General features: G+C 30.8%; 24 protein-coding genes. 12 read left to right on the top strand and 12 right to left on the bottom strand.

Annotated features, from left to right (window positions below):
- Positions 1 to 95 precede the first annotated feature (95 nt).
- From ACTT88_RS04355 to ACTT88_RS04330, 6 genes are read left to right on the top strand one after another with little or no spacing between them, the layout of a single operon-like run.
- Positions 96 to 557 (top strand): (2Fe-2S)-binding protein, encoded by a 462-nt coding sequence (locus ACTT88_RS04355; RefSeq protein WP_075504294.1) that lies wholly within the window; start codon positions 96 to 98, stop codon positions 555 to 557.
- A 19-nt stretch (positions 558 to 576) separates the two neighbouring features.
- The gene (locus tag ACTT88_RS04350; protein ID WP_440908099.1) at positions 577 to 2,955 is read left to right on the top strand and encodes a xanthine dehydrogenase family protein molybdopterin-binding subunit; all 2,379 of its coding nucleotides are present in this window, start codon (positions 577 to 579) and stop codon (positions 2,953 to 2,955) included.
- A gap of 7 nt (positions 2,956 to 2,962) precedes the next feature.
- Positions 2,963 to 3,748, top strand: a complete 786-nt coding sequence (locus ACTT88_RS04345; protein WP_440908098.1) for an FAD binding domain-containing protein — start codon at positions 2,963 to 2,965, stop codon at positions 3,746 to 3,748.
- Between the two features lie 21 nt (positions 3,749 to 3,769).
- On the top strand, positions 3,770 to 4,099 hold the full coding sequence (locus ACTT88_RS04340) for an XdhC family protein (protein WP_440908097.1): 330 nt from the start codon (positions 3,770 to 3,772) through the stop codon (positions 4,097 to 4,099).
- Positions 4,099 to 4,779: an XdhC family protein gene (locus tag ACTT88_RS04335; protein WP_440908096.1), complete on the top strand. Its 681-nt coding sequence runs from the start codon at positions 4,099 to 4,101 to the stop codon at positions 4,777 to 4,779. The genes ACTT88_RS04340 and ACTT88_RS04335 overlap by 1 nt, the downstream gene beginning before the upstream one ends.
- Entirely contained in the window at positions 4,776 to 5,351 is a 576-nt protein-coding gene (locus ACTT88_RS04330; RefSeq protein ID WP_440908095.1) for a nucleotidyltransferase family protein, read from the top strand. Before ACTT88_RS04335 ends, ACTT88_RS04330 begins: the two co-directional genes overlap by 4 nt.
- Here the strand turns inward: ACTT88_RS04330 and ACTT88_RS04325 are convergent.
- The 9 genes from ACTT88_RS04325 to ACTT88_RS04285 form a co-directional block, all read right to left on the bottom strand.
- Positions 5,334 to 5,915 carry a sulfite oxidase heme-binding subunit YedZ gene (locus tag ACTT88_RS04325; protein WP_440908094.1) on the bottom strand — a complete coding sequence of 194 codons (582 nt, stop codon included), beginning with the start codon at positions 5,913 to 5,915 and terminating at the stop codon, positions 5,334 to 5,336. The two genes, ACTT88_RS04330 and ACTT88_RS04325, sit on opposite strands and share 18 nt — an antisense overlap.
- Before the next feature lie 6 nt (positions 5,916 to 5,921).
- Positions 5,922 to 6,827, bottom strand: a complete 906-nt coding sequence (gene msrP, locus ACTT88_RS04320; RefSeq protein WP_440908093.1) for a protein-methionine-sulfoxide reductase catalytic subunit MsrP — start codon at positions 6,825 to 6,827, stop codon at positions 5,922 to 5,924.
- 1 nt (position 6,828) lies between these two features.
- On the bottom strand, positions 6,829 to 7,275 hold the full coding sequence (locus ACTT88_RS04315; RefSeq protein ID WP_440908092.1) for a molybdopterin synthase catalytic subunit: 447 nt from the start codon (positions 7,273 to 7,275) through the stop codon (positions 6,829 to 6,831).
- The gene (locus ACTT88_RS04310; RefSeq protein WP_072091250.1) at positions 7,275 to 7,544 is read right to left on the bottom strand and encodes a MoaD/ThiS family protein; all 270 of its coding nucleotides are present in this window, start codon (positions 7,542 to 7,544) and stop codon (positions 7,275 to 7,277) included. Before ACTT88_RS04310 ends, ACTT88_RS04315 begins: the two co-directional genes overlap by 1 nt.
- Positions 7,544 to 8,089, bottom strand: coding sequence for a cyclic pyranopterin monophosphate synthase MoaC (gene moaC / locus ACTT88_RS04305; RefSeq protein ID WP_440908091.1), 546 nt, complete (start codon positions 8,087 to 8,089; stop codon positions 7,544 to 7,546). The genes ACTT88_RS04310 and moaC overlap by 1 nt, the downstream gene beginning before the upstream one ends.
- The gene (gene moaA / locus ACTT88_RS04300; RefSeq protein WP_440908090.1) at positions 8,089 to 9,081 is read right to left on the bottom strand and encodes a GTP 3',8-cyclase MoaA; all 993 of its coding nucleotides are present in this window, start codon (positions 9,079 to 9,081) and stop codon (positions 8,089 to 8,091) included. The genes moaC and moaA overlap by 1 nt, the downstream gene beginning before the upstream one ends.
- A 62-nt stretch (positions 9,082 to 9,143) precedes the next feature.
- Positions 9,144 to 9,470 carry a GYD domain-containing protein gene (locus ACTT88_RS04295; protein WP_075504306.1) on the bottom strand — a complete coding sequence of 109 codons (327 nt, stop codon included), beginning with the start codon at positions 9,468 to 9,470 and terminating at the stop codon, positions 9,144 to 9,146.
- Between the two features lie 209 nt (positions 9,471 to 9,679).
- A complete protein-coding gene (gene iolG, locus ACTT88_RS04290; RefSeq protein WP_440908089.1) occupies positions 9,680 to 10,693 on the bottom strand; it encodes an inositol 2-dehydrogenase in 1,014 nt (337 codons plus the stop codon).
- Entirely contained in the window at positions 10,678 to 11,823 is a 1,146-nt protein-coding gene (locus ACTT88_RS04285) for a Gfo/Idh/MocA family protein (RefSeq protein ID WP_440908088.1), read from the bottom strand. The genes iolG and ACTT88_RS04285 overlap by 16 nt, the downstream gene beginning before the upstream one ends.
- Positions 11,824 to 11,851: 28 nt before the next feature.
- Here ACTT88_RS04285 and iolE point away from each other — a divergent pair, with 28 nt between their 5' ends.
- Positions 11,852 to 12,754 (top strand): myo-inosose-2 dehydratase, encoded by a 903-nt coding sequence (iolE, locus tag ACTT88_RS04280; protein WP_440908087.1) that lies wholly within the window; start codon positions 11,852 to 11,854, stop codon positions 12,752 to 12,754.
- Positions 12,755 to 12,792: 38 nt separating this feature from the next.
- On the opposite strand, the gene ACTT88_RS04275 is transcribed toward iolE, so the two are convergent.
- On the bottom strand, positions 12,793 to 13,758 hold the full coding sequence (locus tag ACTT88_RS04275) for a hydroxyacid dehydrogenase (RefSeq protein ID WP_440908086.1): 966 nt from the start codon (positions 13,756 to 13,758) through the stop codon (positions 12,793 to 12,795).
- Between the two features lie 116 nt (positions 13,759 to 13,874).
- Between ACTT88_RS04275 and ACTT88_RS04270 the strand changes: the two genes are divergently transcribed.
- The 3 genes from ACTT88_RS04270 to ACTT88_RS04260 all read left to right on the top strand — a co-directional run bounded on the left by ACTT88_RS04270 (position 13,875) and on the right by ACTT88_RS04260 (position 16,897).
- Positions 13,875 to 14,465 carry a TRAP transporter small permease gene (locus tag ACTT88_RS04270; protein ID WP_440908085.1) on the top strand — a complete coding sequence of 197 codons (591 nt, stop codon included), beginning with the start codon at positions 13,875 to 13,877 and terminating at the stop codon, positions 14,463 to 14,465.
- Positions 14,465 to 15,754: a TRAP transporter large permease gene (locus ACTT88_RS04265; protein ID WP_440908084.1), complete on the top strand. Its 1,290-nt coding sequence runs from the start codon at positions 14,465 to 14,467 to the stop codon at positions 15,752 to 15,754. Before ACTT88_RS04270 ends, ACTT88_RS04265 begins: the two co-directional genes overlap by 1 nt.
- 90 nt (positions 15,755 to 15,844) lie before the next feature.
- A complete protein-coding gene (locus ACTT88_RS04260; RefSeq protein WP_440908083.1) occupies positions 15,845 to 16,897 on the top strand; it encodes a TRAP transporter substrate-binding protein in 1,053 nt (350 codons plus the stop codon).
- A gap of 40 nt (positions 16,898 to 16,937) precedes the next feature.
- On the opposite strand, the gene ACTT88_RS04255 is transcribed toward ACTT88_RS04260, so the two are convergent.
- Complete coding sequence (locus ACTT88_RS04255; protein ID WP_440908082.1) at positions 16,938 to 17,408, bottom strand: tetratricopeptide repeat protein; 471 nt, start codon at positions 17,406 to 17,408, stop codon at positions 16,938 to 16,940.
- On the opposite strand from ACTT88_RS04255, the gene ACTT88_RS04250 reads away from it, so the two are divergent.
- Together ACTT88_RS04250 and ACTT88_RS04245 are read left to right on the top strand one after the other, a co-directional pair.
- The gene (locus tag ACTT88_RS04250; protein WP_440908623.1) at positions 17,337 to 18,746 is read left to right on the top strand and encodes a cytochrome-c peroxidase; all 1,410 of its coding nucleotides are present in this window, start codon (positions 17,337 to 17,339) and stop codon (positions 18,744 to 18,746) included. The two genes, ACTT88_RS04255 and ACTT88_RS04250, sit on opposite strands and share 72 nt — an antisense overlap.
- Before the next feature lie 30 nt (positions 18,747 to 18,776).
- The gene (locus ACTT88_RS04245; RefSeq protein WP_440908081.1) at positions 18,777 to 19,859 is read left to right on the top strand and encodes a Gfo/Idh/MocA family protein; all 1,083 of its coding nucleotides are present in this window, start codon (positions 18,777 to 18,779) and stop codon (positions 19,857 to 19,859) included.
- Here ACTT88_RS04245 and ACTT88_RS04240 read toward each other — a convergent pair.
- Positions 19,852 to 20,775, bottom strand: coding sequence for an NAD(P)-dependent oxidoreductase (locus ACTT88_RS04240; RefSeq protein WP_440908080.1), 924 nt, complete (start codon positions 20,773 to 20,775; stop codon positions 19,852 to 19,854). The genes ACTT88_RS04245 and ACTT88_RS04240 overlap by 8 nt on opposite strands.
- Between the last annotated feature and the right edge of the window lie 6 nt (positions 20,776 to 20,781).

Here is a 20,781-nt window from a genome sequence, read left to right as displayed (position 1 = left end):
ATTCTAGTTTTACTAGAGTTAAATTTGATAGTTGCCTTTACATTCCCAAAATGATTAAATCTTAATGGGTAAGGATATTAATTAAAGGAGAGATTATGGGTAAAATTTCACTAGAAGTTAATGGAAGAAAAGTCGAAAAAGAGGCTTCAGATAACACTTTACTATCTACATTTTTAAGAGAGCATTTACAGTTAACAGGTACACATATTGGATGTGACACTAGTCAATGTGGAGCATGTGTAGTTCATGTTGATGGAAATTCTTTAAAAAGCTGTACGGCTTTAGCAGCTGACGTTAATGGATCAAAAGTTACAACAATTGAAGGTTTAGAAACAAATGGAAAAATGCATCCAATGCAGGAAGCGTTCAAAAAACTCCATGGCTTACAGTGTGGTTTTTGTACTCCAGGAATGGTTATGAGCGCAGTTGATCTTTTACAAAAAAATAAAAAACCATCAGATACAGAAATTAGAGATTGGCTAGAGGGAAATATTTGTAGATGTACTGGTTATCAAAATATTGTTGCAGCAGTTAAAGAAGCAGCAACAAAAATGTAATTTAAGGAGGAAATATAAAATGGCAAGTTTAGTAGGTTCTAGAGTTGAAAGAAAAGAAGATAAAAGATTTTTAACTGGTAAAGGTAGATATACAGCAGATATTAATTTAGCAAATCAAACTTATGCAATTTTTGTTAGGTCTCCACATGCCAGAGCATCTATTAAAAAATTAAATATTGATAAAGCTTTAAAATCATCAGGAGTAGTAAGCATACTTACTGGAAAAGAAATAGCAGATGATAAAATTGGAGGTTTAATTGCGGGTTGGGCAATAAGAAGTGAAGACGGTACAGAAATGAAATGTCCTGGAAACCCTCCGCTAGCAAAAGATAATGTAAATTTTGTTGGAGATCCTGTTGCAGTTGTAATTGCTGAAAGTTTAGCGGAAGCAAAAGAAGCTGCTGAAAAAGTTGAAGTTGATTACAAAGTATTAAAAGCAGTAACAAGCACTGCAGATGCAATGAATGGAGATACTATTCATGAAGGCATCGATAAAAATCTTTGTTTTGACTGGTTATTAGGTGATAGACAAAAAGTTAAAGAGGCATTTGATAAGGCTGATAAAGTAATTTCTATTGATATCATTAATAATAGATTAATTCCAAATGCAATGGAGCCAAGAGCATGTGTTGCTGATTACAATGCAGCATCTGAAGAGATCACTTTATACACAACAAGTCAAAATCCACATTTATCAAGATTGATAATGTCTGCTTTTGGAAATGTAGCTCCTGAACATAAGTTAAGAGTTGTAGCACCAGATGTTGGGGGTGGTTTTGGCTCTAAAATAAACGTTTATAATGAAGATATTGTTTGTAGCTGGGCTGCTAAAAAAATTAATAGAGCTATTAAGTGGGTTGCAGAGAGATCAGAGTCTTTTTTAACTGATATACATGGAAGAGATCATGTAACTCATGCAGAACTAGCGGTTACTAAAGATGGAAAGTTTCTTGGTTTTAAAAATGAGACCATAGCAAACCTTGGAGCTTATGCTCGAGTATTTGGAACAGTTACTCCAACTTATTTGTTTGGACCTTGTGCAACTGGAGTTTATGAAATTCCAGCAGCTTACACAAATGTAAAAGCCGTATATACAAACACAGCCCCAGTAGATGCTTATAGAGGCGCAGGTAGACCAGAAGCTACCTATACAATAGAAAGATTAGTTGAAAAAGCTTCAATGGAATTAGGGATAGATAAAACTGAACTTAGAATAAAAAACTTCCCTACAACATTTCCTTTTAAACAAACTTTAGTTCATACAGTAGACTCTGGTGATTATGTTGCTGGAATGGAAAAAGCAAAACAGATGGCAGATTACAAAGGTTTTAAGATGAGAAGAAAAGAGTCTGAAGCTAAAGGAAAACTAAGAGGAATTGGTGTTACCTCATATTTTGAAGCGTGCGGTATTGCTCCTTCGGCTGCTGTAATGTCTTTAGGATGTGGAGTTGGATTATGGGAATCTGCAGAGGTTAGATTTAATCCAACTGGACAAGTCACTGTTTACACAGGTTCACATAGTCATGGACAAAGTCACCAAACAACTTTTGCTCAAATAGCAGCTGATGAGTTAGGTGTACCAATAGAAAATATAGATATCGTTCATGGCGACACAGACAAAGGAACATTTGGTATGGGAACATACGGTTCTAGATCTTTAGCTGTTGGTGGTATCGCAATTGTTAATGCTTGTAAAAAAATAGTTGAAAAAGGTAAAAGAGTTACAGCAAAAATGTTAGAGGCAAATCCAGAAGATGTTGAATTCAAAGATGGAGAATTTATTGTTTCTAAATCAAATAAAAAGAAAACAATAGGAGAAGTAGCTTTTGCTTGTTATTTACCAGGTGTAAGAGATGAAATGAAATCTCCATTGCCTGAGGGTGATGAACCTGGTTTAAAAGAAACTTCTTTTTATGATCCTTCAAACTTTTCTTTTCCAGCAGGAACACATATTGCTGAAGTTGAGATTGATCCAGAAACAGGCCATGTGAAGCTAGAAAAATATACAGCTTGCGATGATTTTGGAAGAATAATTAATCCAATGGTTGTCGAAGGACAAGTTCATGGTGGTCTTGCTCAAGGTATTGGTCAAGCATTGTATGAAAATGCAGAGTATGATGAAACAGGTCAGTTGATGACTGGATCTTATATGGATTATACGATGCCACGTGCAGATAATTTTCCTGAGTTCAACATTGGTTATACTTGTACACATGCAACCACAAATCCTTTAGGAGTTAAAGGTTGTGGAGAAGCAGGAGCTATAGCAGCACCACCAACAGTAATGAATGCTGTAATTGATGCCTTAGGTGGACAAGAGGTTACTATGCCAGCTACTGCTGAAAAAGTGTGGAAGGCTTGTAAAAATCTAAAAAAATCTAACGCAAAAGCAGCATAGGAGGTTTATGAAGGATTTTAATTATCATTCAGCAAAAGATAGTAAAGAGGCATCGAAACTTGCTTCATCTAGTTCTGCTTTTTTAGCAGGAGGAATGACTACTATTCCTTCAATGAAATTAGGATTGGCTACTTACAAAGATTTAATTGATATAAAAAATATTAAAAAATTAAGTGGTATAAAAGTAAGTGGGAAGTCAGTTACAATTGGAGCTGCAACTAAACACGTTGAAGTTTCAAATTCTAAAGATGTAAAAAAAGCAATTCCATCATTATCTAGTTTGGCTGAAGGAATTGGTGATCCTCAGGTTAGAAATAGAGGAACGATAGGTGGGTCAATAGCAAACAATGATCCATCAGCAGATTATCCATCAGCCTGTATTGCTTTAAATGCAACAATACATACGAACGAAAGAAAAATTGAAGCGGCTAAGTTTTTTAAAGGAATGTTTGAGACAGCTTTAAAAAAGGGTGAATTAATTGAAGCTATCGAATTTCAAATACCAGAAAAATCTAGCTATCAAAAACATCCTAATCCTGCATCTAGATATGCAATCGTTGGAGTATATGTGGCTAAACATAAAGGAGATGTAAACGTTGCAGTTACTGGTGCAAAATCATGTGTTTATAACGATAAAGAAATGTCGAAAGCTCTAGTGGGTAATTTTTCCTCTTCTTCAATAGATGGAATGGATCTAGATAGTTCAGAAATGAACTCTGATATGCATGCTTCTGCAGATTTTAGAGCTAGTTTAGTTGTCACTCAGGCTAAAAAAGCCGTTGATGCTTGTTAGTTAGAAACTATATTTTATCAGATGAAAAATTCATTTGATGAGAAAATTTTAGACGAAGCTAACGATTGGATTAAAGCTAATCAAAAAGTAGTTTTAGCAACTGTAATTCAAACATGGGGATCATCACCTAGACAAGTTGGTAGCAGAATGATTGTGAATGAAAAAGGAGATTTTTCAGGATCAGTTTCCGGTGGATGTGTAGAGTCTGCAGTTGTAAGTGAGTGTCTATCATTAATTAAAGACAACAAGCCTTGTAAAAAAATAGAATTTAAAGTTTCGAATGAGAGCGCATGGGAAGTGGGTCTAGCATGTGGTGGTGAAATAGCGGTATATATTGAGCAGATACACTAATGAAAATCAAAACACTTGAAGAAATATTAAAAAAAAAATCGTCAAAAACCGAGTTTGCAATTCTTACAAATTTAGAAAATGGGAATAGTGAAATTTATTTACCTGGCACTACTCCAAAAGGAGAATTTTCAAAATATGCTGATGAAATAGAAAAATTCTTTAAATCAAAAAAAAACGGCGTTATAGAAAATTCAGAGATATTTGTTGAAACTTATATAAAACCAATAAAAGTAGTTATTGTTGGGGCTGTACATATTGCACAATATTTAGTTGATTTTGCAAAAAGTTTAAATTTTGAAATAAGTATTATAGATCCAAGAGGATATTTTGCATCCGAGCAAAGATTTCCTGATATTAAAGTTATTAATAAATGGCCAAAAGAAGCTTTTGAAGAAATTGAAACTAATTTAAGCACAGCCTTAATAGCTTTAACACATGATCCAAAAATAGATGATCCTGCTTTACAATACGCATTAAAAAATAAATTTTATTATATTGGAGCACTTGGTAGTAAAAAAACTCATGAAAACAGATGTCAAAGATTAGCCGAAGCTGGATTTACTAATGATGAAATTAATTTAATTCATGGACCAATTGGAATTAAGCTTGGTGGTAAATCTGCTCCTGAAATTGCTTTATCTATTATAGCTCAATTAGTATCAGAAACTTATAAAAAGTGATTAAAGCAATATTACTTGCAGCTGGTCAATCAAAAAGAATGAAATCAGAAAATAAACTTATTAAGTTATATAAAAATAAACCGTTAATAAATTATTCATTAAATGTATTAACAAAAAGTAAAGTAAACAAAATTATTATAGTTCTTGGTCATCAACACAAAGAATTGAAAAAAATAATAAAAAAAAATAAAAAAATTATTTTTACCTACAACAAAAATTACAAAAAAGGGATGGCCTCATCTATAAAAAATGGATTAAAAAAAATATCTAAAAACGACAAGGGCTTTATTGTAGCTCAGTCAGATATGCCATTTGTTAAACAATCAGATATAAATAAAATTTGTAGATCTATAAATTCTAAAAAATTTCTAATACATGCTTTAAAATATAAAACTAGAGTTGGTAATCCTATTGGTTTTGACAGTTCTTTAATAAAAAAATTTAAAAATATTAAAGGTCAGTTTGGAGCAAAATTTATGGTTAAAAGGCTCAAAAATAGAACAAATTTTATTAAAACTATGAGTATTAAATCATTTAAAGATTTTGATAAAGCCTCAGATTTTAGAAGCTGATCTAGTAATTTTAATTCTAAAAAGCAAAAGAATTATTAAAATAATTAAAAATATAAGTGGTTTGAAAAATATTGTTTTTGATAGCCAAATATAATGAAGTACGCCAAAGATCCCAATTATATAAATTAATCTATGAATTTTTTTCCAATTTTGTTTTAACAGTCTAACCATTCTCTCAGATGAAGTTACAGCAAGTGGGATTAATAACAACCAAGCTGAAAATCCTATAAAAATAAACTTCTTTTTTAAAACATCGTTTATCAGTGGCTCAAAATCAAATCTGTAATCAAGACCAACATAACTTAACATATGAATAGATGCATAAAAAAAAGTGAATAAACCAAGCATTCTTCTAAACTTGATCCACTCTACTGATTTTGTGATTTTCTTAAGTGGTGTCATTGAAAGAGTTAAAAGAATAAATATCAAAGTCCATTCTCCAAAGTGATTTATGATTCTATCAACAGGCTCTGGACCTAATTGATTAAAAATTATTTGATAAGAAATCACATAAATTGGCCAAAGAGAGAGAAAAAAAACTAGAGATTTAGAATATCTACTCAATTTAATTTAGAAATTTTTTTTTAAATCCATACCGCTATAGAGACTTGCAACTTCATCTCCATAACCATTAAACATTAAGGTCTTTACTCTAGGTGCCCAAACACCTTCGCCTATTATTCTTTCAGTTGCTTGTGACCATCTTGGGTGATCAACATTAGGATTAACATTTGAGTAAAATCCATATTCTCTAGGTGAAGCCCACATCCATGATGAGGTAGGCATGTTTTCGACAAATTTAATTTTAACAATAGCTTTTGCACTTTTAAAACCATATTTCCATGGAATAAAAATTCTTAGTGGTGCTCCGTTTTGATTAGGAAGTTTTTTACCATATAAACCTGTCACAACTGTTGTCAGAGGATGCATGGCTTCATCAATTCTTAAACCTTCATTGTAAGGCCAGTTTAAAACAGGGTATCTTTGACCTTTCATTTGCGCAGGGTCATATACACTTTCAAATTCAACAAATTTTGCTTTATTAGTTGGATTTACTTTTGATAGCAATTTACTTAAAGAAAAACCCATCCATGGAATAACCATAGACCAACCCTCAACACATCTTAATCGATATATTCTTTCCTCAGAAATAAACATTTCTGAGATTTCTTCCATAGATAATTTTATTGGTTTTTCAACTTCACCCTCAATAGCTATATCCCAAGGAGTTGTTTTAAATATTTGTGAATTTCTATAAGGATCACTCTTAGATGTTCCAAACTCATAATAATTATTATAAGTCGTAATATCTTTATAACTCGTTAATTTATCTCTCTCACTTGCTAAAGATTTATTTACAAAGGGTATAGTAGACATTGCTAATGTACTTGCGCCAAGACCTAAAGATTTAATGAAAGATCTTCTTTTTTTATAAATATTCTCTGGTGTAATTTCTGAATTTTTAAATTTTATCATTTTAATTATTAATAGATACTCCTTTCAACCACTCACTATCCTCATTTTCATAATGTTCTTTTTTCCAAATCGGAGATCTTTTTTTAATTTCTTCAATTATATATCTAGACAACACAAAAGCTTGATCTCTATGTTTGCAAGCTACACCAATAATGATGCTTTTTTCTTTTAAACCCACATATCCTTTAACATGCTCAATAAATACTGCTTTTTCTTTAATATTTAGTTTGTTACCGGCTTCTTCATAAATTTCTTCAAAACTTTTTATAACCATACTTTCTTTGGCATCATAGGTAATACCAGTAACTGTTTTATCTTCATTTAAATCTCTTACAGTCCCAACAAAATATATTACAGCGCCAAATTTCGATTGATTTAGAAAATTTTCTGCTTTTGAAATTTCTATCTTCTCATTTTTTGAAGCATCAATAATTTTAGTATGTAGCATTAACCGCCTCCTATAGGAGGTATAATGCTAAAGTTTTGTTTTTTAACTATTTTATAATTGTCTGAGACAATTTTATCATCAGACGAACAAAAAGCTGATGATTTAATAATTTTTTTAAAAGTTTCATTTCCTTTAAATTTCATATCAATAAACTCTATCATTTGGTTTCTAAGATCTTTTATTGAGGAATTTTCAATTAATTCAAAGTCTAAATGGGATTTAGTACTAAATTCTCTAGCTGCGCCAAATAGTTCAACTGATATTTTCATTAAAAAATATTTTTTAAAAAATCTGGAAGACCATCAGGGTTTTTCCATAATCCACTTTTTCCACCTTCTTTAATCAATAATTTTACGTTATCAATTTTAAGATGTGGATTTACTATTTTGCTTAAATCATAAATTGTGATTAAGGCAGAGTTAACACCCATTATAGCTTCCATTTCAACACCTGTTTTTGCTACTGCAGAAACTACGCAAAACACTTCTAATGAACTGTCTAATTCATTCATAATTATTTTAGTGGCCGTATGGTCAATTGGAAGTGGGTGACAAAGAGGAATAAGTTCACTTGTTTTTTTAACGCCCAATACAGCTGATACTTCAGCTAAAGTAATAGGATCTCCCTTAGGCATCTTCTTATTTTTAATTAGATCAAAAACCTCTTTTCCAACATAAATTTTACCTGACGCAAGTGCTCTTCTAAAAGTTTCTTTTTTTGAAGAAACATCAACCATATTGAAAGAGTTTTTTTGAAATATTTCTTTCGCCCAATCTTTAAGTTCTTCTTGATTTATAATTTTTAATTTTGACATTAGCCACCCGTGGTAGATAAATTTTTAGTTAAACCAGTTTCTCCAAGTTCCAAATGGTGAGATTCTTTTTTAAATTTCATTTGACCCATTATAAGATCCTGTAATTCTTCAATTTGATCATCTTTCTGTAATAAATGTCTTATACTTATTCCAGTATTTCCAAATAGGCATAATCTAAGATCTCCTCTTGATGTAATTCTTAATCTGTTACAGCTTCTACAAAAATCTTTAGAGTAGGGTGCTATGATTCCAAATTTTCCTTTATATTCTGGATGGATATAATTTAGAGACGGCCCAGCATCTTTACCTAAGGTTTGATAAATCCAATTATTTTTATTTAAGTATTCTTTGAAGATTTTTGAAGATACATGGTATTTTTTAAAATAATCTAAGTTATCACCTGTTTGCATTAGTTCTATATATCGAAAATCCACTTTATTCTTTTTTATAAAATTTCCCCAAGACTCAAAATCTTTTTCTGATACATTTATACCATTTAAAAGAACCGCATTAATCTTTATATTTTCAAAATTTAAATCTTGCAGGATGTTAATTCCTTCTAAAATCTCTGGTAATCGATCATGGCCAGTAACATTTTTGAATGTATTTCTATCTAGACTATCAATGCTAATATTAATGCCGTTTAAGCCACTATCTACTAACATCTTTGCTTTTTCATCTAAATGATAACCGTTTGTGGTAATTACAACTTTTTTTATTCCAGCTTCATTTTTTAAGATCTTGATTATATCAAAAAAATCTTTTCTTACCGTTGGTTCACCTCCAGTAAGTCTAATTTTGCATACACCCAATTTTGAAAAAACTTTTGCTAGACGTCTAATTTCCTCTAAGTGAAGAAATTTTCTATTATCGCTCTTATCAACTTGATAACCATTAGGTAGACAATACCCGCACTTAAAATTACATACATCGGTAATCGAAAGTCTTATATATGGAAAAGACCTACCAAAACTATCTCTTAACATTTTCATTTAAGTTAAAGCTATCATAATTAATAAAATTAATCATGATAGAATTAACTTAAAATCTAGCTTTAACCTGCTGGTTTATAATTAGCCATAGCCTTTGATGCCATGCCAGCAGCTTTACCCATATCCATTTCTTCTAATATGGTAAAATTTGTTATAGCTCCAGAAGCTTCAACTGCTAGCTTAACTGCTGCTGCGCCTTCAAATCCAATACTACCACTCACAACTCCTACAAAATCATAAGCTCCTCTTGTGATCATAAAAGATTCCATTTTTCCTCCTACTGCTTCTGATAAAGCAGTAGCTGCTGCAGCTCTGTCTTGGTCTGGATTACCTATAAATCCTTTAAAAGCTTGAGCTGTATAATTGCCCATTACTATAAATTTAGCCATAGTTACCTCCTTTTTATAAAGTAACATTATAGAAGAAAAACAATTAATGAAAAAATTAAATATTAGTTATGTTGATTTTAAATATATTAATTTCAACTATTACTAGACACTTAAGCGCATTTAAATACCATAAAACATAACTTCTATAAAAATAGTGATCTTGTTAAAAGTAAATTATTTTCAACTTTGTTTGAAAGAATTTAATTTAATTAAAATATAACTTTTTCAAATTTTTTAGATTTTAAAGACCTTTTTGCACTTTCTGCTAGTATAAGAGATTTTCTACCATCTTCAAAATTAGCTAAAGGTTTAGAATTTTTTTTACAAATTTTTACTAAGTCATCCAGTTGAATTTTGTAGGCTTCAGAATATCTTTCAATAAAAAAGTTTTTTAATTGAGTTTTGTTGTCGGTTGAATTTTTTGAATACAAAACTGTTTCCAAATCTCTTTGATTATCTGAAATGATCATTCCTTTAGAGCCAAAAAGCTCTATTCTTTGATCATAACCAAAACTACAATGCCTAGAATTAGTAATAATACACTGTACTCCTTTTTTAGTTTTCATAATTACAGTAGCTAAATCTAAATCATTTATTTTTTTTAGTTTTCTATCCGAGAAACGTTGCCCAGTAGCAAATATGGACTCAAATTCATCATTTCCAGCATAAAATCTTGCTAAATCAAAATCATGAATCATCATATCTTTAAATATACCTCCAGATGTCTTTAAATAGTTTATTGGTGGAGGCTCCGGGTCTCTGCTAGTAATAATTATTTTTTCTAATTTACCGATTCTACCTTTGAGTAAATTATGATTTAAAGAATTATGCGCTGGGTCGTACCTTCTATTAAATCCGAGTTGAATTTTTGGTTTATATTTGGAAATTCTTTTTTTACATTTGTTAATTTTATTTAAATCAAGGTCTAAAGGTTTTTCACAAAATACAACTTTCTTATTTACAACCGCTTCTTCAATAAATTTTAAGTGTGTGTTTGTACTTGATGCAATAAATATACATTTGATATTTTTATCTTTAAATGCAATTTTTGGATTTTGAATATCAATAGAGTTATACTTTTTGGATAGTTTTTTTGTTAATTTTTGATCTTTATCAAAAATATATTTCAGATTAAAATCTTTATGATTTATCAGGTTATTGGCGTGCATTTGACCAATTCTTCCAAGTCCAAATAGTGCAATATTAATTATATTTTTACCCATCTTTTTTTTCTTGAGGAAATTTTACACGCACTAATAAATTTTGCTGTTTCTAAACCCTCATCTTCATTTGGATAAAAGTATCTTTTTTTTGTTTTGTTCTTCAAAGAATCGGCAAACTCTTTATAAATATTAGCGAACGCATCAAGGTACCCCTCTGGATGACCAAATTTTATTCTAGAGAATTGCTTTGAAAATTCTGAATTATGAAATCCTCTTTCTAATAATTTTACAGCACCTTTTTCTGGATTTAATTTAAGATAATTTGGATCATTTTGAACCCACTCTAAACTACCTTTGGAACCAAATACTCTAATTCTTAAACCATAAACACCACCTTTTGCCATTACACTTGTCCAAAACATTCCTTTTGCGCCATTGTTAAAGTTGATCATAACCTGCGCATTATCATCCATTTTAATTTTTTTTGATATTTGCTTTATATCTGCAAAAACTGTTTGTCCTTTCAAACCCGAAATATAAGAGGCTAGATGGTACGCATGAGTTCCAATTTCATTTAAAACAGCGGATGCTCCAACTATTTTATTATCAATTTTCCATTTAAGTTTTCTTTTTGCATTTTTTGAATTAATTTTTGTTCCACCAGACCAATCTTGAATATATTCAACATTAATATATTCAACTTTACCAATTTTACCCTTTTCAATTAATTTTTTTGCTTCTCTCACCATTGGATAAGCAGAATAATTATGAGTTAGCGCATATTTTATTTTTTTATTTTTTTTAATTGATTTGAAAAGTTTTTTTGCTTGATCTAAATTTCCTGCAAAAGGTTTATCAGAAATTATATTTATATTTTTTGAAATAAATTTTTCAGCAATAATTTGATGACTTGATGGTGGTGTCATTATAGCAACTACATTAATTCCATCTTTTCTCTTAGTTTCTTTCTCAGCCATATCTTTATAATTTGAGTAACATCTATCAGATGAAATCCCTATACTTTTTCCAAACTTAGTAGAAATTTTTACATTTCTTGAAAAAACTCCTGCTACTATTTCATATTGATCATCAAATCTAGATGAGATTCTATGAACATGACCAATCCATGATCCAGGACCACCCCCAACTATTCCTAAACTTAATTTTTTAGTTTTATTTGATTTAAACATTGAATATATCTTAGCAAAAAAAATATTTATGTCAGTAAAATTAGGAATAGCACCAATAGCATGGAGTAATGATGACATGCCAGAACTTGGGGGCGATACATCTTTGGAACAATGTTTGTTAGAAGCAAGTCAGGCAGGATTTATTGGTATAGAGTCGGGTGGAAAATTTCCAAACAAGTCAGAGGAATTAATTCCTAAATTAAATGAGTTTAACTTAAACCTTTGTTCTGGTTGGTATGGTGCAAATTTAAGAAAAAATACAGTAGAAGAGGAAAAAAAAGTTATACAAGATCAATTGAAATTATTTAAAGATTGTAATGCACCTTGCATTGTTTTTGCAGAAGTTGCTGGATCGATTCAAGGAGATCCAGACAAAAAGCTTTCGACTAGACCAAAAATGGATGAAGAAGAGTCTAAAAATTACTATAAAAAAATTTCGGAAATGGGCAAGTATTTACAAGATCAAGGCATGCCACTTGCTTACCATCATCACATGGGGACGGTTATAGAAACCGAAGAAGACACTATAAAATTGCTAGAGAATACAGATGATAGTGTAAAACTTACTTTAGACACTGGTCATATGCTATTTGCTCAAGGTAACTCTCTTGAAATATTAAAAAATTTTAGTGATAGGGTTATTCATATGCATTGCAAAGATATTAGAAAAAATGTTTTAGATAAATCATTAAAAGAAGATTTGAGCTTTAGAGGTGCATTTTTAGAGGGTGCTTTTACGGTACCTGGAGATGGCTGTATTGATTACAAACCATTATTTGATGTGTTAAAAGAAAAAAATTATTCAGGTTGGCTAGTTGTTGAAGCAGAGCAAGACCCAGCAAAAGCAAATCCTTTTGAGTACGCAAAGATTGGTTATAAATATTTAACCGAGACCTTAAATAAAAGTAATATTCAGATCTTTAAAAATTAAAATCTGTTAATTAAAGTATGCTTGTTATTCCCTGCTGTTTATAATTTTACAATTTTAGATTTTTCTAATTTTTCTTCAAAAAAATCAATAATGTTTTGAATTGTTTCTTTTCCCATTCTAGTCATACACTCATCAGTAAAAGCTGCAGTATGCGGACTTAAGTAAACTTTTTCATTTTTAAGAAGTGGATTATTGTCGTCAGGTGGTTCTTTTTTAAAAACATCAATACCAGCTCCAAAAATTAAATTTTCATTGAGCGCTTTATCTAGATCTTCTTCATGAATAATTCCACCTCTTGCTGCATTAATAATAATGCAAGTTTTCTTCATTGTTTTTAGTAAATCATAATTTATTAAATTTTCTGTTTTGTCTGTTAAAGGCATATGGAGTGAAATAAAATCCATAGTTTTTACTGCCTCAGCTAGATCTTCTATTTTTTTTCCTCCTAATTCTTCAATTTTATCTTTGTCTACAAATGGGTCATATACAAAGACATTCATTTCAAAGCCCAGACATCTTTTGATTAAAGCTTTTCCTATTCTTCCAAAACCCATAATTAAAAAATTTTTTTTCCAAACTTCAATTGTTTTTGGTAATTTATTTCTGTCTTTAAAATTTCCTTCTCTTACTGTTTTGTCAAATAAGTCTTTTCTTTTTGCAATATTTAACAAAACAAACATTACATGTTCTGCAACCGTAACAGCATTGGCATTAGCTGTTATTGCTATTTTAATATCTTTTTCTTTAGCTTTTTTTAAATCGATATTGTCATAACCAACACCATGTCTTGAAATAATTTTTAAATTTTTTGCCTCTTCAAATGCTTCTCCAGGAAGATTTGCAATTCTTATTGATGCGCCATCACAATCTTTTAATTTTGATTTTAAATTTTCTACAGAAGTGTCATCAGTTACTTCAACATCAAAATTAGGATGATTATTGATTAATTCCATACCTTTTTCGTGGACTTTTTGAATAATTAATATCTTTTTTTTATTACTCATAATTGTAAAAAAATTTTTAGAGAGCAATTTTAATACGAGAATTATTCTATAAAGTAAATTAGTTTTTTGATTAAAGTTGTATTTATTAAATATTTAAAATAAATTTAGCTGTGAATTTGACAATTAATATTCTCCTATTTGTTTTTAATACCCTTGAGAAAATAAATACCTTTTTTTTAAGAATTGGCAGACAGTTTGCATGGATAGCAATACTCTTAATGGTGATTGTTATTTTGGTACAAGTGTTTTTTAGGTATGTATTAAATAATGCACTGCCGTGGCCTGACGAGGTTGCTAGATTTTTGATGTTATGGATGACAGGATTGATTGCACCCTCCGCGTATAGATGGGGTGGGTTTGTTTCTATTGATTTATTAGAGAGATTTTTGCCAAAACTTATTTCAACTCTTTTAACTTTGTTTTTGTTAATTGTATCTCTTTTTGTCTTAGTTATTGGTTTAGAATTAGGATTTAAACATATTAACGCTGGATGGATATTTAATTCCTCGTCGATAAAAATTCCTTTTCATTTAATTGGTGGTAAAGCAGAACCAATAAAATTAGCCTGGATGTATATGTCTTTGCCTGTTGGTATTATTTTTTTAATATCTGTGAACATAGAATTAATTTTAAGAAATATTCTTACTAATTTTACAAAATTAGACTTACCTGAAGACTACGATAAACAAAAGTTGGAGGCACAATAATGTTAGTCTGGTTTCTTCCATTGTTTTTAATATTTTTGTTAATTGGTTTGCCTGTATTTTTTGGATTGTTAGCAGCACCAGGAATTTTGCTTTGGTTAAATGATCAAGCTAGAGATGGAGCTATGCTTTATAGAAATATTTATAATGGAATAGATAGCTTCCCTTTGATGGCAATCCCATTTTTTATGTTAGCAGGGGAGTTAATGAATAGAGGAGGAATAACACATCGACTTGTAGAATTTAGTCAAGCGATGATGGGTCACTTAAAAGGGGGATTAGCCCATGTCAATGTGCTGACTTCAATGTTGTTCGCTGGTTTGTCAGGTTCAGCTGTAGCTGACACATCGGCGATTGGATCAATGCTTATTCCTGCAATGGAAAAACAAGGGTATACAAAAAAATTTGCAGCAGCTATCACTGCTGCTAGTTCTGTAATTGGACCCATAATTCCACCCTCAGGGATAATGATTATTTATGCGTATGTGATGGGTGAGAGTGTTGCTGCATTATTTTTAGCAGGAATTGTACCTGGTATTTTAGTTGGAGTTAGTTTGATGGTCACAATAAAATTTATGGCTAAGAGATATAATTTTCCTGCTGTAACAAAAAAAACTACTTGGAGCCAAAGAGGTAAAGCATCTCTTAAAGCTTTTTTTCCTTTAATGACACCTGTAATAATTTTAGGAGGAATACTTGGAGGAATTTTTACACCAACCGAAGCATCAGCTGTAGCAGCTGCTTATGCAATGTTCATCGGTCTATTTGTTTTGAAATCATTAAAATGGAAAGATGTTCCTAAAGTAATGACAAAAGCAGCCATGGTATCTTCAGTAGTTCTTCTTTTAGTTGGTGCTGCAATGGCTTTTAAAACAGTTGTAAGCTTATCACATGCTCCAGAGCACCTTGCTGCATTCGTCCTAGGATTAACTGATAATCCATATGTTTTGTTATTTCTTATAAATATTTTATTATTTGTTGTTGGAATGTTTTTAGATGCAGGTCCAGCGATAATTATTTTGGGACCAATTCTTGGACCAGTGTTTGTTGAGTTGGGAGTTCATCCTGTGCATTTTGCAATTATTATGTCTGTTAATTTAACAGTTGGTTTAGCAACACCGCCAATGGGTCTTGTATTATTTGTTGCGTCCTCTGTATCTGGGGAAAGAGTTGAAACAATAGCAAAAGCTATATTGCCATTCTTAGCAGTAGAAGCTATAGTTATTTTTTTAATAACCTATTTTCCATCAATATCGATGACTATTCCTTTGCTTACTGGTTTCGCAAAATAAGTATAATTTTTTTTTTACTACTCGATAGACTCTCTAAATCAATTTAAGTATAGTTTATATACATAAATATTTAAAGAGAGGGAAATAATTATGAGTAAAATAATAAAATCATTTTTTTCATTATTATTCTTAATTAGTTTTACTGCATCTGTTTCTGCTGCAGATTATAACTTGAGAATGACAATGAATTCTAATGATCAAGATGAAGATTATGATGGTGCTGTAGTATTTAAAAACTATGTAGAAGCAGCTTCAAATGGAAAAATAGCTGTAGAATTATTTGTAGGTACGCAGCTTTGTTCAAAAGGTGCTGAATGTTTACAAGGTGTATCTGACGGAAGTATAGATATTTATATTTCTACTTCTGGAGGTGCTGCAGGTGTATTTCCATATGTTCAAGTTTTAGACTTACCTTATCTAATGGCTGATGACAGAATTGCTGAAGATGTAATGCAAGGTGATTTTGTAAGAACAATGAGAAAAATGGCTCTAAAAGATTCCAATGACTCAATTAGATTGATGACAATTGGAAATACTGGAGGATGGAGAAATTTTGCTAACACAAAAAGAAGAATTGCAAATCCTTCTGACATGAAAGGTTTAAAAATCAGAACAGTTGTAGCTGATTTACCTCAGGAACTTGTAAGAGCATTAGGTGCATCTCCAACTCCAATTCCATGGCCTGAATTATTTACATCATTTCAAACTGGTGTAGTTGAAGGTTCTAAAAATGGAATTACTGACATTATGAACATGAAGTTTCCTGATGCAGGTTTAAAATACGTTACTTTAGACGGTCATGCTTATATGGGAGCATTATGGTGGATGAACAATGCAAAATATGAGTCAATGTCACCAGATCTAAAAAAAGTAGTGACTGATGGTTTCTATGCTTTGCAACAAGCAACTTTTGCTTCTCCTAAGAGAAAATCAATTAAAGCTTATGAGGACTTTGTAGCAGGTGGTGGAGATTTATACGTACCAACGCCTGATCAAAAAGCTAGTTTTAAAAAAGAAGCTAGCCCAGTGTATGATTGGTTTAAAGCTAATGTTAAAGGTGGAAAAGAAATTTTCAACGCTTTAACTAAAGCAGTAGCTAAAGCAGAGAAAAAAGCATCGAGCGCATACAAAAAAGATTTATAATTTTAAATTAATATAATGGGGCGAATTTAATTTCGCCTCATTATCTAAAAGGATATATCCAAGATTTATAATCTTTTATGAGAATATGAGCTTTTTCAATTTGTTCAGGAGTCATTTTTTTAATAACTTCTTCCTGAGAAATTGCAGCATCAGGATCTCCACCAATAGCAGACAAACCGTACCACATATAAGCTCTAACAAGATCGGGAGCAGGAAGTCCTCTACCAATTTCGTAATACCAACCAACACCAGATTGGGCACCAGGATGACCTTTCATAGAAGATCTGAGATACCATTCAAAAGCTCTAACATCATCTCTTTCAACACCAAGACCCATAGCGTACATAATTCCAATAAGCTCTTCAGCATCAGCATTACCAGATCTAGCTGCTGGCATAAGTTCTTCCATAGCTTCCTTAAATTTTCCTTCTTCCATCAAATCTCGAGCATTTTCTATTTCTGCAAAAACTATGGATGGAAGAAACAACAGTATAAAAAGATATTTAATCATTTAAAAATTATAATATTTATAATTCCATTTTTAATTTCAGTAAATAAATCTTACGCAATTGATTTACCAAAACCATTAAAGAGTGAAGATTTTCATAAAGTTGATATAGAAAAAGTTAAAATTGGAAGACTTTTATTTCATGATAAAATTTTATCTGCAAATCGAAACATTGCTTGCGCAACCTGCCATAGTCATGATCTAGGTGGTTCAGATGGACTTTCATTAGGAATTGGTGAAGGAGGACATGGTATTGGATTAAAAAGAACAGCTGGAACAGGGGATGATAAAATTAAAAAACGTATTCCTAGGAATGCTTTAGCATTATGGAATTTAGGATTTAAAGATATTACAACATTGCTTCATGACGGTAGAGTGACTAAATCTGATATATTTAGCAATGGTTTTAATACACCAGCGCAAGAACTACTTCCAAAAGGGCTTGATAATATAGTTGCGGTACAAGCTTTGTTTCCAATGACAAGACAATTTGAAATGGCTGGAAATCCAGGTGAAAATGAAATTATAGGACTTGTTTCTAAAGTTGGTAAAGACAGTATGAGAATAGATAGAGTTTGGCCGGTAATCACTCATAGAATAAGAGGAATACCTGAGTATGTTGAAATGTTTAAACATGCATTTGAGGATGTTGATAATGCTTTAGATATAAATATTACACATATAGTAAATTCAATTGCAGCTTTTGAAATTCATGAATGGACCTCTTTTGACTCTCCATTTGATGAATATTTAAATGGAAATAAATCAGCTTTAAATTCAAATCAGATCGCAGGTATGAATTTATTCTATGGCAAAGCTAATTGTAGCTCATGTCATTCTGGATCTTTATTGTCTGATCAAAAATTTCATTCAATAGGAATTCCACAATTCGGACCAGGCAGAACCAGACCTTTTGATCCTTATGCACGTGACGTTGGAAGGATGGTTGAAACAGATGATTTGGATGACATGTATAAATTTAAAACTCCTGCACTTAGAAATGTTTCTTTAACTGCACCTTACGGTCATAATGGTGCTTATCCAACTTTAGAATCAATAATAAAGCATCATTTAAATCCAATAAAAATGAATAAAAATTGGAAACCTGAATATGCAAATTTACCTAAAGCACCTTGGTTAGAAAAAATTGATTTTGTAACTTTTTCAGACAAAAGAGAACAAGATAGAATTCTATCAAGCATTGACATACAGCCTATAGAATTGAATGATAAAGAAATTGATGAACTTGTTTCTTTCCTCAAATCTTTAACTGGCAGAAGTGGAAATAAGAGACCGCTAGGTAAACCAGATAAAGTGCCAAGCGGGCTAAGTATTGATTAAGTTTTTAAATTAAACTGATACAAACAGAATATGAAAAAAATAAAATATGGAATTATTGGAGCAGGGACAATGGCTCGAGAACATATTTTAAATATATCATTAATTGATAATGCTGAAGTAGTTGCACTTGCTGATCCTCATGAAGATTCATTAAATCAGTGTAAAGAAATTCTAAAAACAAAAATTTTTTGTTTTAAAAATCATTTAGAAATGATTGAAAAAAATATTGTTGATGTATACTTAATTTCATCCCCCAACTTTACTCATTTAGAAATCTTGAAAGATGTAATCAAAACTAAAAAACACATATTAGTAGAAAAACCATTATGCACTAATACAAAAGATTGTTTAGAAATAAAAAAACTTACAAAAGATTATCCTTCAGTATTTTGGACTGCAATGGAGTATAGATATATGCCGCCAGTTTCAAAGTTTATTAATGAAATTCATAATAACAAAATTGGTATTTTAAAAACTTTAACCATAAGGGAACATAGATTTCCTTTTTTAAAAAAAGTAAATGATTGGAATCGTTTTGAAGAAAATACTGGTGGTACACTTGTTGAAAAATGCTGCCATTTCTTTGATTTAATGAGATTGATTGTCCAGAGTAAGCCACTCAGTGTTTATGCAAGTGGTGGTCAAGACGTTAACCATTTAGATGAAGTGTATAATGGAAAAAAGCCAGACATCATTGATAATGCCTATGTGATTGTAAATTTTGAAAATGGGGCAAGAAGTTTGCTTGAGCTTTGTATGTTTGCAGAAAATTCTGACATGCAAGAAGAGCTTGTAGCCACTGGAAATAAAGGAAAAATTGAAACTTCAGTGCCCTCCGATGACTCAGGTAAAACCTCATCAAATATAAGAATTGGAATGAGAGATGGTAAAACACATATCGAAAATATTGAAGTAGATAAAAAAATTCTTGAGGCCGGCCACCATCATGGATCTACTTACTACGAACACTTAGCTTTTTTGAAAGCTATTGAAAATAATTCAGATCCAGAGGTTTCATTAGAAGATGGGTTAATTGCTGTTGCTGTGGGAGAGGCTGCAGAGCAATCAATAAAACAAGGTCGATTAATAAATCTAGAAGAAATAATTAGTTAAAATAATCTGTAATTTTTTTAACTATAAAGTCACTCACTCTAATGTTTGACTCAGTTGTTACACCAGAAATATGAGGTGTTAATATACAATTCATACCTGGCTTTATCTTGTTGTAAAATTCACTCTCTATTGGTTCTTTTTCAAACACGTCTAGAGCAAAGCCAGAAATATTATTTTTATTGTAAGCGTCAATTAAATCACTCTCATTTATTATACCCCCTCTAGAGGTATTTATTAAAATCGGTTTATTTTTCATTTGAGAAAATGACGATTTATTTATCAAATTCTTAGTTTCATCAGTTAAAGGGAGGTGTATGGAAATGATATCTGATTTTTCATATATCTCCTTTAAACTTAATAATTTAGCTTCAATTTCTTTATTATTTATTTCCTTAACATAAGGATCGTACACTAAAATCTTTAAACCATTTTTTGAAGAATACTCAGCAACTTTTTTTCCAATTGTGCCAAATCCTATTATTCCTAAATACTTTTGGTTTATTTCTGTAGATTTAATGGTTGTTCTTGGCCATTCACCCTTGATAGTTCCGTTATGAAACATTGGAATTTTTTTAATAAGAGACATGGATGAAGAAACAACATATTCAGCAACAGAATCTGCATTCATGCCTGTAGCTGGTTGAACATGAATATTTTTATTTTTGCAATATTCTGTATCAATATTGTCTAAACCAACACCCAGCCTTCCAATAAATTTTAATTTTATTGCATTTTTTAAAATATTTGAATTTACCTGAGTTTTATTTCTAACAATCAAACCATCATAATCTTGAACCATTGTTATTAGTTTTTTTTCATTTTCACACAATTTTTCATCATACATAACATCAAATTTTTTATTTAAATTTTGTAAACTATTTTGGTTGATGAATTCTGTAATTAAAATTTTAGTCATTAATTT

The organism is Candidatus Pelagibacter sp. (assembly GCF_052046145.1).
GTDB lineage: Bacteria > Pseudomonadota > Alphaproteobacteria > Pelagibacterales > Pelagibacteraceae > Pelagibacter.
This window is presented reverse-complemented; position numbering and strand designations above follow the sequence as displayed.

Bases quoted from the DNA above. Each gene is read 5' to 3' on its own strand.
- ACTT88_RS04315 (WP_440908092.1), bottom strand. From the start codon at position 7,275: ATGCTACATACTAAAATTATTGATGCTTCAAAAAATGAGAAGATAGAA.
- moaC (WP_440908091.1), bottom strand. From the start codon at position 8,089: ATGTCAAAATTAAAAATTATAAATCAAGAAGAACTTAAAGATTGGGCG.
- ACTT88_RS04240 (WP_440908080.1), bottom strand. From the start codon at position 20,775: ATGACTAAAATTTTAATTACAGAATTCATCAACCAAAATAGTTTACAA.
- iolE (WP_440908087.1), top strand. From the start codon at position 11,852: ATGTCAGTAAAATTAGGAATAGCACCAATAGCATGGAGTAATGATGAC.
- msrP (WP_440908093.1), bottom strand. From the start codon at position 6,827: ATGATAAAATTTAAAAATTCAGAAATTACACCAGAGAATATTTATAAA.
- ACTT88_RS04310 (WP_072091250.1), bottom strand. From the start codon at position 7,544: ATGAAAATATCAGTTGAACTATTTGGCGCAGCTAGAGAATTTAGTACT.
- ACTT88_RS04275 (WP_440908086.1), bottom strand. From the start codon at position 13,758: ATGAGTAATAAAAAAAAGATATTAATTATTCAAAAAGTCCACGAAAAA.
- ACTT88_RS04295 (WP_075504306.1), bottom strand. From the start codon at position 9,470: ATGGCTAAATTTATAGTAATGGGCAATTATACAGCTCAAGCTTTTAAA.
- ACTT88_RS04260 (WP_440908083.1), top strand. From the start codon at position 15,845: ATGAGTAAAATAATAAAATCATTTTTTTCATTATTATTCTTAATTAGT.
- ACTT88_RS04245 (WP_440908081.1), top strand. From the start codon at position 18,777: ATGAAAAAAATAAAATATGGAATTATTGGAGCAGGGACAATGGCTCGA.
- ACTT88_RS04335 (WP_440908096.1), top strand. From the start codon at position 4,099: ATGAAAATCAAAACACTTGAAGAAATATTAAAAAAAAAATCGTCAAAA.
- ACTT88_RS04285 (WP_440908088.1), bottom strand. From the start codon at position 11,823: ATGTTTAAATCAAATAAAACTAAAAAATTAAGTTTAGGAATAGTTGGG.
- ACTT88_RS04345 (WP_440908098.1), top strand. From the start codon at position 2,963: ATGAAGGATTTTAATTATCATTCAGCAAAAGATAGTAAAGAGGCATCG.
- iolG (WP_440908089.1), bottom strand. From the start codon at position 10,693: ATGGGTAAAAATATAATTAATATTGCACTATTTGGACTTGGAAGAATT.
- ACTT88_RS04340 (WP_440908097.1), top strand. From the start codon at position 3,770: ATGAAAAATTCATTTGATGAGAAAATTTTAGACGAAGCTAACGATTGG.
- ACTT88_RS04255 (WP_440908082.1), bottom strand. From the start codon at position 17,408: ATGATTAAATATCTTTTTATACTGTTGTTTCTTCCATCCATAGTTTTT.
- ACTT88_RS04265 (WP_440908084.1), top strand. From the start codon at position 14,465: ATGTTAGTCTGGTTTCTTCCATTGTTTTTAATATTTTTGTTAATTGGT.
- ACTT88_RS04350 (WP_440908099.1), top strand. From the start codon at position 577: ATGGCAAGTTTAGTAGGTTCTAGAGTTGAAAGAAAAGAAGATAAAAGA.
- moaA (WP_440908090.1), bottom strand. From the start codon at position 9,081: ATGAAAATGTTAAGAGATAGTTTTGGTAGGTCTTTTCCATATATAAGA.
- ACTT88_RS04355 (WP_075504294.1), top strand. From the start codon at position 96: ATGGGTAAAATTTCACTAGAAGTTAATGGAAGAAAAGTCGAAAAAGAG.